Source organism: Gilliamella sp. App2-1, assembly GCF_001690255.1.
GTDB classification, from domain to species: domain Bacteria; phylum Pseudomonadota; class Gammaproteobacteria; order Enterobacterales; family Orbaceae; genus Gilliamella; species Gilliamella apicola_G.
Genome location: NZ_LZGR01000008.1, coordinates 1 through 16,182 on the forward strand (window position 1 = coordinate 1; position 16,182 = coordinate 16,182).

Here is a 16,182-nt window from a genome sequence, read left to right on the forward strand (position 1 = left end):
AGAAATTCCGTCTTTTTTAATAAAGAAAAGCTCAGTTTTATTGCTGACTGTGCTATAACTATATGAAATTTAAAGATTAATTGGTAGAATGAAAAATCCTAATATTCCCTCTATTTTATTCTAATATTACTTTAATAAAAACAATGCATTATAAAATCATTGTTATTATTAAAATCATTGAAAAAGTTGGTGGAAATTTGGTGTTAAATATTTTAATAATAAAACAATGTGTTATAATTGGAGTGTTCCCTATACACATAGGGATAAACCGGGCTACAATTCAATAGCTCAGCTGTTTTGTTTGTGTTCCCTATACACATAGGGATAAACCGTCTTAATGGATGCCTATATCGATAGAAAATTTGTGTTCCCTATACACATAGGGATAAACCGGTTGTGGCACCACAAACTCAATAATAGAGGTAGTGTTCCCTATACACATAGGGATAAACCGACTTAATGAAAGAAAAAATCTTACTAGCTCTAGTGTTCCCTATACACATAGGGATAAACCGCGCATAATCATCAGCTATTCGTTCAAATGTATGTGTTCCCTATACACATAGGGATAAACCGATCTTACTTCAATAGAGCACACAAAAACATACGTGTTCCCTATACACATAGGGATAAACCGTTATTAATGGCTTGAGGGTTTAATGCGGAAACGTGTTCCCTATACACATAGGGATAAACCGGTCAACTCCGGAACTGAGTTAGAGATGGTTAAGTGTTCCCTATACACATAGGGATAAACCGTATACTTTAATTAGCTACGCAAGGAGTAAATAGGTGTTCCCTATACACATAGGGATAAACCGTATCAACCAGCATTAACGCAATTACTAAATCGGTGTTCCCTATACACATAGGGATAAACCGTAAACTCTCGGTTATCATTAAGTGGACATTTAGTGTTCCCTATACACATAGGGATAAACCGTAACGAAATAATTATCACCTTGGGTGAAAAATGTGTTCCCTATGCACATAGGGATAAACCGCCATTGAAGAAGCCGTTAAACACGCAGATGGAGTGTTCCCTATGCACATAGGGATACCGCTTATTGACGAAAACCTCACTGCAGAAGAGGTGTGTTCCCTATGCACATAGGGATAAACCGTATCAATACGCATTAATAAACATTAATCAAGGGTGTTTCGTATACCTATAGGATTTTCATTTTCGCCCATCTTTACAGAATATGACCTAAACAACAAATAGCTTGCTCTCTTGCTATTGAATTTATTATGTTGTTTTATACTAAAACATAGGTATTACCTGAAATTTCTTGACAAAAAACATTCAGTTTTTTTAAGAAATATCTCTTTTTTATCCGCTAGGCGGGTTATTAATATGTATTACTGTTTGCTTTTATTTAGTCGCTAAATCTAAAAGTTACCATTGTCTACATTAAGCATTTCATTTGAAATAGTTTCATACAATTAGCTTTTTAATAACCTCACAATTTCTTCAATATCATTCGGCGTTGTTTGGCAGCAGCCGCCAATTAATTTTGCGCCTAATTTAACCCAAGTTGGCAGTTGATTGCTGAAAGTGCAATTATGTTGATGATTTTTGTGCCACTGTTTAGTGATTGGATTGTATTGTTCACCTGAATTTGGATAAACAATTAATGGTTTGGAGGTGAGTTTATTTAGTACTTCTAACGCTGGTGTCACGCTTTCTAACGCAATACAGTTAATACCTATGCTCACAATTTGCTCGATATTATTTAAATAATCGATAACTTGTGATAACGGCGATCCATCGCTAAGGTGCTGGGCATCTTTTAATGTTAACGAAAACCAAGCGTTGATTGTAGGAAACTGTTGAATCAATTTAACTAACGCTTTGATTTCAGCAAATGAAGGTAGAGTTTCGCAAGCAAGGATATCAACCTTAGCATCAATCAAGGCTTGAATACGATCACGATGAAAGACAATAAATTCAGATTCGGTAAGTTGATAGTCACCGGTATATTCTGAACCATTGGCAAGATATGCCCCATAAGGACCGACTGAACCGGCAATTAGTAATGTTTTATTTCGGTTTGTTTCATTCAAATATTGCAGCTTAGCTTGCTGTGCAAGTTCAACGCTGGTTTTAATTAGTTTGATAGATTCTTCAAACGTAATTCCCTTTTTTTTAAACCCTAATGGTGAGGCTTGATAGCTAGCTGTGATAGCACAATCAGCACCAGCTTTGAAATAGTCATAATGGACTTGGCGGATTAGTTCAGGCTTTTCGATTAACACTTTTGCTGACCATAAACTATCATTAAGATCGCATCCACGATGTTGTAGTTCGCTAGCCAGTGCGCCATCAATAATGATGTATTTTTTTTGTTTTAACAGTGCGCTAATAGGATGGTTACTTATCATTTTTTCACTACTCGCTTTTGATAGGCTTGGGTAAAGTGGTGGGCAATAAAGCAGATAATCACAAAAGGAACGCCACAATAAAGCGCAATGCGTTGTTCAGGATCGAATGCTAAGCCAATGCAGGCGATCAAGCATAAAATAAAACCTAAAATAGGTACAAACGGATAAAATGGCGCTTTATATTTTAGTGCTTTTTGCTCAGTTGCAGATAGTTGCTTTCTAAAAAAGTAATGCGAAGCACAAATACTTAACCAAACTGCCACCACGGCAAAGCCAGAAATAGCGGTTAATGCTACAAACACGGTATCGGGCGCTATCACACTTGAAAATAATGCTAATAAGCCGCCAAGCATACTCACTGCAATAGCGGTGGTTGGAATGCCTTTATGGGTTAATTTAGCAAAGCACTTTGGTAATGTACCTTGATTAGACAGCGACCACAACATACGCCCAGCGGCATAAAGCCCTGAATTGGCAGCTGATAAAATAGCCGTTAAAATGACAAAATTAAATATATCGGCTGCGTATGGAATGCCGATATTTTCAAATACCATCACAAATGGGCTGGTAATAACGCCAGCTTGATCCATAGGCAGTAGCGCTGCTAACACAAAAATTGTTCCAATAAAAAATATAATCAATCTTAAAATAGTTGTTTTTATCGCCAGTGGGATCGATTTTTCAGGATTATGGGTTTCGCCTGCCGCAATGCCGATTAGCTCTGTACCTGAAAAAGCAAAATTGACGGAAACCATGGTCATAATAATTGGGGTGATGCCATTCGGAAACCAACCATTATCGGTAATATTATGTAAAAAGGGCGCTGGCATGTCGTTTTTCATTGGAACAAAGCCAAAGATAGCAGTGGCACCGGCAATAATAAAGATGATAATAGTGATCACTTTAATGATTGAAAACCAAAATTCACTTTCGGCAAAAAATTGTGCGGTCACGATGTTTAACGCAAAAATCACGATACAAAAGATTAAACACCAAACCCAGACCGAAACAGAAGGGAACCAATACTGCATACATAAGCCAGCTGCGGTTAGACTTGAACCGAGTGCTACTGTCCAAGTTAACCAATACAGCCAAGCAACGGTATAACCAGTACCTGGGCTAATAAAGCGCGAAGCATAGGAGTGAAACGCGCCGGTTTCTGGCATAGCAACTGCCAACTCACCAAGGCACAACATCACTAAATAAACGACTAGTGCACCAATTAAATAAGCAATAATAGCACCCATTGCGCCTGCAGTGGCGATAATATATCCTGTATTAAAAAATAGACCGGTACCAATAACGCCACCCAGCGATAGCATAATTAAATGGCGGGTTTGCATAGTTCGTTTAAATTGGTTTTCCGATGTGGATGATGAATTTGTATTCATAAGTGTGCTTTTTTGTTCTAGTTATAAAAGATAAAATACCGCCAGCATTAGTGGCGGAATGGGTTAGTTTGAGAAATTAATTGGCTAGTTATAAGTGATCAAAGAATTCTTCTTTGGTTACTGTTTTGCCATTTACGCTAACTTCATCACTATCTTTAGTTAGGCTAACATCAGAATAGATACCTTTAGTTTCACCATTGCTTGTAGTCAAAAATTGAGAGTTACTTATCATTAATGCCGACATAAATTGTAAGTTTTGATTTGCTTTAGCAACTTGTTCTGGCGTTACATCGTTAGCGTTAGGGTTTTCAATTTGCGCAGATAAATGAGCTAATACGTCAAATGGCGCTTCAAGCTTTAATTTAAGTGTGTTGATTTTGTCGTAATCTGCTTCATCAATAGCTACACTATCAACATCAGATAGATCAAACATTAGGTTCGCATTAATATCGCCAGCAGGAGTGTGCCAATTGAATTTATTTAACGAGAGTTGGATATTGTGCTTTTTATCGGCATCCTCTGAGCCAGATTCGCCCATTCCCAATTGATTGCTAAACAGGTGTTTATCAAGCCCTTTAAAGTTAATATCTAATGATCCATTACCTAGATTTTGTTGACCATAAATAATCGAATCAACACTACTTGAAAACGAACCATCGACAGTGTTGGTGGTGTTATTTAAGACATTTGTTTGGTTCATCACAAATTTATTAATAACCAGTGAAACGGGTTTTGATTTAAACGAAATAGGATAGGTTAATGAAAGTTTATCGATTTTTATATTAGTTGAAATGTCAGAGCCATTAGAGTTGCTCTTAATGGTATAATCGCCTTTTCCAAGTTCAAATCCACCATCAATTGATGGGAATTCATCTTGAGTGACATTAATCGCTTTGCTTGCTAGTTTAACTGTGAGATATTCTCCATAACTTACACCTACATGTCCAGTAATAAAAGGCTGATTACCGGCTAGTTTCCAAAGTTGTGGATTGGCTTGTTCGGTCATTTCATATTCTAACCAAGCCATTTGTGGAACAAAGGTTCCTTTAGCTAGTGCCGCAATAGGGAAGGGACCATGATGAATGGTGACATCATCATCAAAAAAAGTTTTTGGTTGAGTATCTTCACCTGTTGCATTTTGAGGTGACGCTGTAACGGTTAAATGTAATTTAGTTGAAAAGATACCTTTTTGATAATGACTTTGGGTAACAGAAAACGTGAAATCGTCTTGACTCTGGTTAACTTTGTTTGTGATTTGTGTTAATTGGTGGTCGATATGATTTTCGAGCATGTTACCGGTGTACCATGACGTACCTACGTAGGCAATACCTAATACAGCAACGATTCCTATAGCAAGTGTGGTTTTTTTCATTATAATTCTCTTATTAATTATATTTTAAATTATCATTCTTGATGATTTGCAAAATCAGACAACAAATTTTTAATATATTCAATACGATCGATTCGCTGTAATTCTGATTTTTGTAATTTTAATCGATTTGAGCTTTCTAGGCGATAATTTTTTGGCTCTTTTTGAATCATTTCAATTAAATAATCGACTGATACCTTATTATTGCTACCAAATTCAATATAACCACCTTTCTCGCCAAATTCGATTTTGGTAATGCCTAATTGACTTGCATGATAACGGATTTTGGTGGTTTCTAATAAAAACAGCACAGCATCGGGCAATTGACCAAAACGATCACGCATTTCGACTTGAATGTCGGTGAGTTCGGCAAGATCATTGATACTCGCAATGCGTTTATATAGCGATAAGCGTGTATTAACATCGGGAATAAAATCATCAGGAATCAGTATTGGCAAACGTAACTCAATTTCAGTTTGCTGATTATTGAGTAATGATTCTAGGGTTGGCTCTTTACCCTCTTTTAGTGATTTAACGGCTTCATCCAGCAGTTCAATATAAAGGTTAAAGCCAATAGTTTCAATTTGCCCACTTTGATCGCTACCTAATAGCTCGCCTGCCCCCCGAATTTCAAGGTCGTGTGTGGCTAGCGCAAAACCTGCGCCTAAATCTTCAAGCGAGGCAATAGCTTCTAAGCGCTTTTTAGCATCTTTAGTGAGTAATTTAGGGTGTGGCGTTAATAAATAAGCATAGGCTTGATGGTAAGAACGCCCAACTCGTCCCCTGAGTTGATGCAACTGAGCTAAACCGAATTTATCGGCACGATCAATAATAATAGTATTGGCGTTAGGGATGTCGATACCGGTTTCAACAATGGTAGTACAAACAAGTATGTTAAAGCGTTGATGATGAAAGTCATTCATCACACGTTCTAAGTCGCGTTCATGCATTTGCCCATGTCCAATGGTAATGCGTGCTTCGGGCACCAGTTCTGCCAGTTTTTCGCTGACTTTTTCGATATCAGAGATGTCATTGTGTAAATAATAAATCTGACCACCACGTAAAATTTCACGTAAAATGGCTTCTCTAATCACAAGATCATCATATTCTCGAACAAAGGTTTTTACCGCCAGCCGGCGAGCAGGTGGCGTTGCGATAATCGAAAGATCTCGCATACCACTCATCGCCATGTTTAGCGTTCGTGGAATTGGGGTTGCTGTTAGCGTTAAAATATCGATATTTGCTCGCATTGCTTTAATGCGTTCTTTTTGACGAACGCCAAAGCGGTGTTCTTCATCAACAATTAGTAAACCTAAATCTTTCCATTTGATATCTTCTTGTAGTAATTTATGCGTACCAATCACAATATCAATTTTGCCTTCGCCAAGGGCTTCTATAATGGCTTTTTGTTGTTTGGCGGTTTTGAAGCGAGACAGGCTTTCTATACGGATAGGCCAATTGGCGAAACGATCGCAAAAGCTTTCGTAATGTTGTTCAGCAAGTAGAGTTGTTGGCACTAAGACAGCGGTTTGTTTGTGATTAATCACGGCTAAAAATGCAGCACGAATGGCAACTTCGGTTTTACCAAACCCCACATCGCCACAGACTAATCTGTCCATGGCATAAGGTGCGCACATGTCGCCAATGACTGCTCCAATGGCATTTTGTTGATCGCTGGTTTCTTGATAAGGAAATCCTTGGCAAAATAGTTCATATTGCTCTCGGTCTTGTTGAAATTGAAATCCGGGTTTGCTTTCACGTTCGGCATAAATATCGAGTAATTCCGCTGCGACATCGCGCACTTTTTCGGCTGCTTTTTGCCGAGCTTTACTCCAAGCATCAGAGCCTAGTTTATTTAGTGGGGCGTTTTCTTCATCGCCACCAGAGTAACGACTTATTAAGTTTAATGACGAAACTGGCACATAAAGTTTGGTCTCATTAGCATATAACAAAATGAGATATTCTGCCGTAATGCCGCCTGTTTCTAATGTGGTGAGCCCTGCATAGCGACCGACACCATGTTCTAAATGAACAACGGGTTTACCAGGTGTGAGTTCAGCTAAACTTCGAATAAGTGAATCGGTATTAATGGCTTGTTTACTTTCTTTTCTACGACGAATAATCCGCCGCCCTAATAACTCATTTTCGGTAATAAACGCAAAATTATCTTGCTGATTAATAAAACCTTGCTCGCTAGCACCAACGATTAAATAAAATCGGCTATCAGAATTTTTGAGCTCATCAAGCTGATTGATGGTGGTTGGATGAATACGAATGCGTCCAAGAATTTCTTGTAATGCTTCTTTGCGTCCTTCTGATTCAACTGAAAAGATGATTTTTCCTGAAAAATCGTCAACAAATTTTTGAAATTGCAAGTAAGGATCTTTTTGTTGGATCTCAATAGCAATATTAGGTAGCTCGGCATAAAGTAAGTTAAGGTTTTTACTTGATTCTGCCGTTGCCACATGTGATACAACCATTCTTGGGTAGCATTTAAAATTGGCAAAAATTTCGTCAGTTTTAGACCAAATAACACTAGGTGCAAGCAATGGTCGCATAGGATCAACTTTGCGGCTTTCATAACGCTGGGTAATGTCTTGCCAGTATTTGTTAGCATATTGCTCAATATTAACGGTATTAATAATTAAGGTATTAGCTAAAAAATAAGAAAATAGCGGTGTTAATGGTTCGTTAAAAAACAGTGCTTGCCAATATTCAATACCCGTTGGCAAAATATTTTTGCTCACTTGCTGATAGATACTTTCTGCATCTAATCTGACCTCAAATTGTTCTCGCCATTGACTACGAAACAGTTCGATTGCCGTTTTATCAAAAGGAAACTCATGTGCTGGTAGCAATTGTATTTCAGCGATTTCATCAAAGGTGCGCTGAGTTTCGACATCAAAAGTGCGAATGCTGTCGATTTCATCATCAAAAAAATCGATACGATAGGGCTTATCACTGCCCATCGGATAGATGTCAAACAAAGCACCACGAGTAGCATATTCGCCATGTTCCATTACTTGACTGACTGAGCGATAGCCAGCATTTTCAAGTTGAAGGCGTAAATGTTCACGACTAATTTGTAAGCCTTTTTTCATCATAAACACGTGCCCACCCAAATAGTTTTGTGGGCAAACTTTTTGCATTAAGGTATTAATGGGTAAAATTAATGCTCCTTTGGTTAAATGTCCAAGATGATAAAGACAAGACAGGCGTTCTGATACGATATCTTGATGGGGCGAGAAGCTATCATAAGGCAATGTTTCCCAATCAGGAAAGATAATAGAAGGAAATGGTGAAAATTGTTTAAGTTCTTCGTGAATACGCGAGGTTTGTTGCATATCATCGGTCACAATCACAACTAAACCTTCATGTGCATCTATTGCTTGGGCACAAAATTGTGATAAGGATGAGCCAACAAGCTGCCCAATTTGTTTTACTTCACCTGGCTTTTGGGGAATTATGTTTGAAATATTAATTGTTTTAGGCATGATGAATTTGTTGATATCGTTGAAAAATTATCGCCAGATTATAACGTAAGTACGTGGTTGTTTTCTATAACTGTTTAATCCTGTATGATAAGCACCTTGCATTTAACTAGCAAAACTTTGTCTAAAAGTTTTAGGTAATATATACGTTTATGTCAAAAATATTTCGTCCATTAGTATTTTATATCGGTTTGCGTTATGTATACGGGCAAAAAACGGATGGATTTGGTCGCTTTGTGTCATGGTTGTCAATGATTGGCATTATGCTGGGTTCTATTGGTCTAATTGTTGTGTTATCTGTGATGAATGGATTAGAAGACCAGATGCAAAACAGTATTTTAAGATTCTTTCCCCAAGCACAAATCACCTCTATTCAAGGAAAACTTGATCCAAGTGCTAATCCTAGCTCGTCATTTGAAAAGATTAAAGGTGTTAATCGTATTACACCTTTAGTCACTAGCGATGTGGTATTGCAGAGTGAACAAAGTATTACCGTAAGTACGTTGATGGGGATTAACCCAGAAGATTATGATCCTATCAATGATTATATCTATAGCGGATCGGCATGGGATCTACAAGCGGGGCAGTATAATGTCATTATTGGACAAACATTAGCCAATCAATTGGGCGTAACTGTGGGTGACAAAATTCGCTTATTGGTGACCAGCGCAAGTCAAATCACCCCAGTTGGGCGTATTCCTTCGCAGCGTTTATTTAACATTGTTGGACTGTTTAGTGTTAACCATGATATTAATCAATCGCTTATTTATATCAATCAATCTGATGCTAGAAATCTATTACGTTATCCTGCCAATATGATTAGCAGTTGGCGTCTGTTTTTAGACAACCCGTTAGATATCGCGTCGGTAACGGATATGCCATTACCAGAAGGCCTAGTGTTTAACGATTGGCGAGCCAAACGTGGTGAATTATTTCAAGCCATTAAAATGGAAAAAAATGTCATGGGGTTACTCATTAGCTTGATTGTGATTGTGGCAGCTTTTAATATTATTACCTCGTTAAGTTTGTTAGTAATGGAAAAACAAGGCGAAGTCGCTATTTTAAAAACACAAGGTTTGTCTCGTTTTAAAATTATGTTAATTTTTATTATTCAAGGCGCAAGTTCCGGGATAATTGGTACGTTGTTAGGTAGTATTTTAGGGCTGCTACTTGCTATTAACTTAAACGAAATCATGCAAGTATTAGGTTTATCTTTAGCGGGTATTTTGCTACCGTCACTGGTCGAACCATCGCAAGTTATTTTAATTATTACCGGATTACTTATGTTATCGTTAATTTCAACTCTTTATCCTGCCTATCGTGCAGCCAATATTCAACCTGCCGAGGCTTTACGTTATGAATAATTCACAAATATTGCTAAGCGCAAAAAATCTTTATAAAACCTATAACGAAGGCAAAATGGTGACCGAGGTGTTAAAAAATGTCTCGTTTGATATTGATTCAAAATCTTTACTTGCCATTATTGGAAGTTCCGGTTCAGGTAAAAGTACCTTATTGCATTTACTCGGTGGACTTGATAAACCAACCTCAGGCGAAATTATTTTTAAATCTCATCAGCTAAATCAATTATCCGAACAAGAAAAGGCACGTCTACGCAATCAAGAAATCGGTTTCGTTTATCAATTTCATCATTTATTACCTGATTTTACGGCGCTTGAAAATATCGCAATGCCACTGTTAATTGGTGGCGTTTTGCCACATGAAGCTAAAAAACGGGCTATGGCAATGCTAGATTCGGTTAACTTAGTCAAACGCGCCAATCATCGACCTTCTGAACTTTCGGGGGGGGAACGTCAACGAGTAGCAATAGGGCGTGCATTAATTAATAACCCTGCTTTAGTAATGGCTGATGAGCCAACGGGTAATCTTGATAAATCAACAGCTGACTCCATTTTTGAACTGCTAATTAAATTAAACCGTGAACACGGCACAGCGTTTTTGGTTGTAACGCATGATCTTGAATTAGCCAAGAAACTTGATAAACAATGGGTAATGAGAGATGGGCAACTTTTCGATAGTGCATCATCAGATAACAATTAATGGATAATGAATATGAATTTGTCTTTAATTACTGCCATCAAGTTTCGAAAAGGGCGTCGCAAAAGTGGTATGGTGTCGTTAATTTCGATTATTTCAACACTCAGTATTGCTATTGGTATCGCAGCCTTAATTATTGGTTTAAGTGCTATGAATGGCTTTGAACGGGAGCTACATCATCGTGTTTTATCGGTCGTACCACATGGTCAATTATATCCAGAATATGGCAATTTAGCTAATTGGCGCCATGTGCAACAAGAGCTTAAAACCGATAACAATATTGTGTCAGCCTTACCATTTGTTAATTTTACCGGATTAATTGAAAATGGTAGCAAACTTGGTGCAGTCCAAGTACAAGGCCTTGACCCCGAACAAGAAAAGCAAATCAGTGCACTACCCAATTATGTGCTGAATAATAAATGGCAAGATTTTAAACCCGATAGTCAACAAATCATTATTGGTGCAGGACTTGCCAAAAACTTGTCGGTGAACGAAGGGGGATGGGTTTCGTTATTAATTCCTGTTTCGAGCGGTCCAAACCAACTCAAACCACCCAAAAGAGTCCGTTTGCAAGTGGTCGGTATTTTAGAATTAAGCGGTAGCTTAAGTAACAATGTGGCGTTGATTCCGTTGACCGATGCACAAAAACTATTGAATATGGGCGATAGCGTTACAGGTATTATGGTAAATGTGAAAGATGTTTATCAAGCCAATAACCTTATGGGTAAAGCCGCATTAGAGCTTGACGAAAACCTGTTATTTAATAGTTGGGAACAGACCTTTGGCTTTATGTATCGCGATATTCAAATGATCAGGCAAATTATGTATCTAGCTATGATTGTGGTTATTGGCGTGGCTTGTTTTAATATTGTGTCAACGCTAGTTATTGCCGTAAAAGACAAACAACGTGATATTGCTATATTAAAAACCTTAGGTGCAACCCACCAACTAATCAAACATATTTTTATTTGGTATGGGGTGATTTCGGGATTAATTGGCAGCTTAATCGGGGTAATTTTAGGGGTAGTCTTGTCTTGGCAACTGTCGAATATTATGGGGATTGTTGAGTCATTAATGGGGCATAAAATCTTAAATAGTAATATCTATTTTATCGATTTTTTACCTTCCGAAATTCATCTATTTGATGTGTTGGTAGTGTTTATAACTTCCATGTTACTTAGCTTAATTGCGAGCTATTATCCAGCTAAACGAGCTTGTAAGATCGAACCCGCTCGAATTTTAAATAGTTTTTAGCATTAAGCACGCATAAAAAGGCGCTGTTTGATTGTTTATCATCAGCGCTTTTTTATCATTTATAGTAAAGGTAATACCCATTGGGTAGGGCATAATGCATATACCCTATATATAACCCTAATGCGGTAATAACAAATAGTAAACTAATAATAAATAAGATTAACTTATTTGGATATTTAAACGTTTTAAGACACAACGAAATCAGTCCACCAAGCACAAAACCAGCACAAGCCCCCCCAATATGCGCCATATTATTGATTGAAGGTAATATCCCTAGCCCAGCTGTTAAGACTAAACTGACCAGCATCGCTTTGATCGGCATTTCTTGTATATTGCTTCTAAACACCAAGCAATAAGCTAGTAAGGCGGTAATAATGCCTAAAATAGCCCCCGAAGCACCACAGCTGATCACATTTTGATTAATGGTGGCAATATCACTTGATAAGCTCCCCACTAGTCCTGAAAAAAGATAAATACCAATAAAAGCCATGTGCGGTATACGCTGTTCTAAAATTGGTCCAATACTCCATAACGCCAGCATATTCATAGCTAAATGGGTAAAACTAGCATGCATAAATAAATTGGTAAACATACGCCAATATTGGCCAGAAAAGGTCAGTCCTGCAACATCGGCACCCCAATCAATCAAAAAATCATTTTCATAAAGTATCGAAAAACCACGACTATCAAGTAATCGAAAGACAAAAAAGCAAAGGATATTTATCACCACTAAAGTCGAGGTGATTTTAGATTGACTTGCGTAATATTTAATATCATTTAAGGTACTCATTAAAAATCCTTTAGGATAGTGAAACTTTATTGAAAGCGGTTTATGAATCTAATCGTTTGCCCAATATCAGCAAATCACGCTGAACATTATCCAGTTCAGCGACCTTTGGAAGAAGCCCCCATTGTTGATACTGCATTTTTTTAAATAAATTAACACTAGGTAAGTTATGCCCAAATACATAGCTAAAAATTGCCTCAATTCCCGCCTGCTTGGCAAATTGTTCAATTTTATCTACCATAAATTGACCAATTTTTTTACCTCGAAAATCTTGATGAAGGTATAAGCTAATCTCAACGGTTTTATAAAAAGCAGGGCGACCATAAAACGAAGATAAGCTAATCCAACCACAAGGCTGATCTTGATATTTTATCAACCAAATCGGAAGATTTTTAGGGTTATGCAGGTAAAACCATTCTAATCGACTTTCAACAGAAACAGGCTCCGTATCGGCAGTCGCTTGGCGCCCAGCAATCGTTGAATTATAAACATCGACAATAAAAGGTAAATCTTCTAATGTAGCATTGTGGTAAGTGATCATGTTTTTTACCATAAGTGGTTAAAAGAAAATTATTGTAATTTTATTATTGAATGTAGGCAACAAAGGATATTTTTATAGTGAGGAAAATACGGCGTAGCAAAGGGTTATGGTTAAGTTAAAGTCAAATAAAATCAATATATTACCTGAAGGCTTTTTAACAATAAAATTTATTTATTATCAAAAAATTAAAAATTCATCTAACTCTTTTTTTATCAAATAAATAAAAACAAAGAATTAAATATTACTGATAAAAAAGGCTTTTGAAAATAAAAATCATATTTGTCTTTTGCCAAACAAGTTTTATAGTATACCCGCTTCTTGTTTACCGCCGCATAGGCGGTTAAGCTAACATAATAAAATAGCAATCCTATATAACTAATTGATTTTAATATAATTAAAAATCAAATAAAATCAATAACCTTCCTGACGTATTTTTATCTAAATATGCGTTAATTTTCTCTAATAGCTGCGGTTATTGTTTACAAATGAGTCGTATTGAAATGCAATGCAACAAAGTTAAAAAGGTATTACTATCTCAAAATAGACGCTGTGCTATTTTAGGGAATAGTTACATCAACAAAATTTAATGTTTTCATTTTATTTTTTTATTAAACATGTATTTTATATATAGGGTTATATAAGGAGATAAAATCAGGGAGATATTATGTTTTGTATTCAATGTGAGCAAACAATAACAAAATCAAATAAAAAAGGTTGTAGTTATGTAAAAGGTATGTGTGGTAAAACAGCTGAGGTTTCTGATCTGCAAGATGTTTTAGTTGCTAGTTTACAAAGAGTTTCATTCTGGGCATCTGTTTGCCGGAAATATCAAATTATAGACAGTGAAATAGATAGGTGGTCATTTCAAACTTTTTTTTCCACCTTAACCAATGTCAATTTTGATGCAGATAGAATGCTAGATTATCTTGATCGAGCACAAAAAATGAGTCAACAATTGGAACAAAAAGCTAAAAAAGCTGCGAATAAAGCTAATGAAGTTATACCTCCTTTAACTTTTGTCGCAAAACTTAACTATCCAAACACAAAGAAAGGACTTTTAGAATTTGCACCTTATGTCATGTTAAATCGAGAGCAAGGGCAAGTAGGGGATGATATTATTGGACTACGCTTATTAGCTTTATATGGTTTAAAAGGAGCTGCAGCATATATGGAACATGCGGCTGTATTAGGGCAATTTAACGATGAAATATATGGTGAATATCATCATTTTATGAACGTATTAGGTGATAATCCGACCGACATTGATCAGTTATTTGAATTGTCAATGCAAATTGGGCATTTGAATTATAAAGTTATGGCGATGCTTGATTCAGGTGAAACGAATTCGTTTGGTCATCCTGTACCCACAAAGGTTAATACCAAGCCAATTGCAGGCAAATGTATTTTAGTTTCTGGACATGATTTTCATGATTTAAGTTTGATTTTAGAACAAACTCAAGGAAAAGGCATCAATGTATATACCCATGGTGAAATGCTGCCTGCTCACGCTTATCCCGAATTGAAGAAGTATCCACATTTAGTTGGTAATTACGGTAGTGCTTGGCAAAATCAACAAAGAGAATTTGCTAACTTTCCTGGAGCAATTGTGATGACTTCAAATTGTATAATTAATCCTTTTACTCGCGGTTATGGCACTCGTATTTTTACTCGAAGCATGGTTGGTTGGCCGGGAGTAACTCATATTGAAACGAATGATTTTACCCCTGTTATTAATTGTGCTTTAGAGCTACCCGGATTTGATTATACAGAAATTGAACACTATATTACTGTTGGTTTTGCTCGAAATACGTTAATAAATGTTGCTCCAACCGTTGTTGAACAGGTTAAAGCAGGTAATATTAAACACTTCTTTTTAATAGGGGGCTGTGATGGTAGTAAAAGTGAACGTCATTACTATGCAGAAATGGCAAAGCAAGTGCCAAAAGATAGTGTTATTTTGACTTTAGGATGTGGTAAGTATCGTTTTAATATGCATGATTTTGGTGATATTAATGGTATCCCTCGTTTATTGGATATTGGACAATGCAATGATGCATATTCCGCAATTCAACTTGCACTTGCGTTAGCTGAAGCTTTTAATCTAGAAGTGAATGAGTTACCGTTAACATTGGTGTTATCTTGGTTTGAACAAAAAGCCATTGTTATTTTACTTACGTTATTATCGCTTGGAATAAAAGGAATTTATGTAGGTCCTTCTATACCAGAATTTTTAACTGAAAATTTGCTGAGTATTTTGCAAGAAAATTTTGATTTACGTATTACCACAGAGGCGAATAAAGATCTTGATCAAATATTAATATCTCGTGTAGCTGAAACTCAAGAAAATCAATTATTCTCAAAGTAGTGGGGGAGTAATAATGGTACATAACAACATTTATTTTTTCATGTGTAGGTTTATTACAGTCATTCTTTAATTTACTGTAATGAACCTACAAATAACATACTAAAAAAGCCAGATAACTGCTGTTTGTGACTTTAATATTTAACTGCAATGCGCTGGTGCTGCTGGATGTGTCATACACACTTCATTATGCTTCTTCGCTTTTATTTCAAACTATTTGGCTTTTTAATACAATACTTACTTTTAATTGATCTGTCTTAACGACCGGCTTGTTATTTAGTAAATCAAGTACAAGGTTAAGAGTTTCTTGTTGAATTTACTTATGCAAGCGTTGCTCCATTTTGTATATCACACTAATATTAAGCATTCCTTCAAGTATTACCATTAGCTTATTGGTTAAAGAGGCTTTATCAGGATAATCTTCAAGCTTTGAGAAAATAATCTTTCGAATGAATGCATTATGTTCGATAACAATATCCGATATGCAGGGCAAATCTTTATACATTTCTTCCATTGCTCGCATAAATAAGCAACGGTAAAAATT

General features: G+C 36.5%; 11 protein-coding genes and 1 CRISPR repeat array. Of the genes, 4 read left to right on the forward strand and 7 right to left on the reverse strand.

The features are described 5' to 3' along the window. The first annotated feature begins 242 nt into the window (after positions 1-242). Positions 243-1,124: a CRISPR direct-repeat array (repeat unit 29 nt; unit sequence GTGTTCCCTATACACATAGGGATAAACCG). Between the two features lie 322 nt (positions 1,125-1,446). From mmuM to mfd, 4 genes are all read right to left on the reverse strand, one after another. Beyond that, complete coding sequence (gene mmuM / locus A9G22_RS00570) at positions 1,447-2,385, reverse strand: homocysteine S-methyltransferase (RefSeq protein WP_075508125.1); 939 nt, start codon at positions 2,383-2,385, stop codon at positions 1,447-1,449. Continuing rightward, positions 2,382-3,776, reverse strand: coding sequence for an S-methylmethionine permease (gene mmuP / locus A9G22_RS00575; protein WP_075508126.1), 1,395 nt, complete (start codon positions 3,774-3,776; stop codon positions 2,382-2,384). Before mmuP ends, mmuM begins: the two co-directional genes overlap by 4 nt. 88 nt (positions 3,777-3,864) lie before the next feature. Next, a complete protein-coding gene (locus tag A9G22_RS00580; RefSeq protein WP_075508127.1) occupies positions 3,865-5,148 on the reverse strand; it encodes a YdgA family protein in 1,284 nt (427 codons plus the stop codon). Between the two features lie 32 nt (positions 5,149-5,180). Continuing rightward, positions 5,181-8,639, reverse strand: a complete 3,459-nt coding sequence (mfd, locus tag A9G22_RS00585; RefSeq protein ID WP_075508128.1) for a transcription-repair coupling factor — start codon at positions 8,637-8,639, stop codon at positions 5,181-5,183. 158 nt (positions 8,640-8,797) lie between these two features. Between mfd and lolC the strand changes: the two genes are divergently transcribed. Genes lolC through lolE form a run of 3 tightly spaced genes read left to right on the forward strand, consistent with a single transcriptional unit; the run spans position 8,798 to position 11,948 of the window. After that, positions 8,798-10,000 (forward strand): lipoprotein-releasing ABC transporter permease subunit LolC, encoded by a 1,203-nt coding sequence (gene lolC / locus A9G22_RS00590; RefSeq protein ID WP_065586379.1) that lies wholly within the window; start codon positions 8,798-8,800, stop codon positions 9,998-10,000. Beyond that, the gene (gene lolD, locus A9G22_RS00595; RefSeq protein WP_075508129.1) at positions 9,993-10,697 is read left to right on the forward strand and encodes a lipoprotein-releasing ABC transporter ATP-binding protein LolD; all 705 of its coding nucleotides are present in this window, start codon (positions 9,993-9,995) and stop codon (positions 10,695-10,697) included. The genes lolC and lolD overlap by 8 nt, the downstream gene beginning before the upstream one ends. A 6-nt stretch (positions 10,698-10,703) precedes the next feature. Then, on the forward strand, positions 10,704-11,948 hold the full coding sequence (gene lolE, locus A9G22_RS00600) for a lipoprotein-releasing ABC transporter permease subunit LolE (RefSeq protein WP_075508130.1): 1,245 nt from the start codon (positions 10,704-10,706) through the stop codon (positions 11,946-11,948). Between the two features lie 55 nt (positions 11,949-12,003). On the opposite strand, the gene A9G22_RS00605 is transcribed toward lolE, so the two are convergent. Beyond that, entirely contained in the window at positions 12,004-12,738 is a 735-nt protein-coding gene (locus A9G22_RS00605) for a rhomboid family intramembrane serine protease (RefSeq protein ID WP_075508131.1), read from the reverse strand. Positions 12,739-12,778: 40 nt separating this feature from the next. After that, positions 12,779-13,276, reverse strand: coding sequence for a GNAT family N-acetyltransferase (locus A9G22_RS00610; RefSeq protein WP_065586367.1), 498 nt, complete (start codon positions 13,274-13,276; stop codon positions 12,779-12,781). 664 nt (positions 13,277-13,940) lie between these two features. Here A9G22_RS00610 and hcp point away from each other — a divergent pair. Next, positions 13,941-15,641 (forward strand): hydroxylamine reductase, encoded by a 1,701-nt coding sequence (gene hcp / locus A9G22_RS00615; RefSeq protein WP_075508132.1) that lies wholly within the window; start codon positions 13,941-13,943, stop codon positions 15,639-15,641. Between the two features lie 313 nt (positions 15,642-15,954). Here the strand turns inward: hcp and A9G22_RS00620 are convergent, their stop codons facing one another. Further along, positions 15,955-16,143, reverse strand: coding sequence for a hypothetical protein (locus A9G22_RS00620; RefSeq protein WP_141669925.1), 189 nt, complete (start codon positions 16,141-16,143; stop codon positions 15,955-15,957). Positions 16,144-16,182 lie beyond the last annotated feature (39 nt).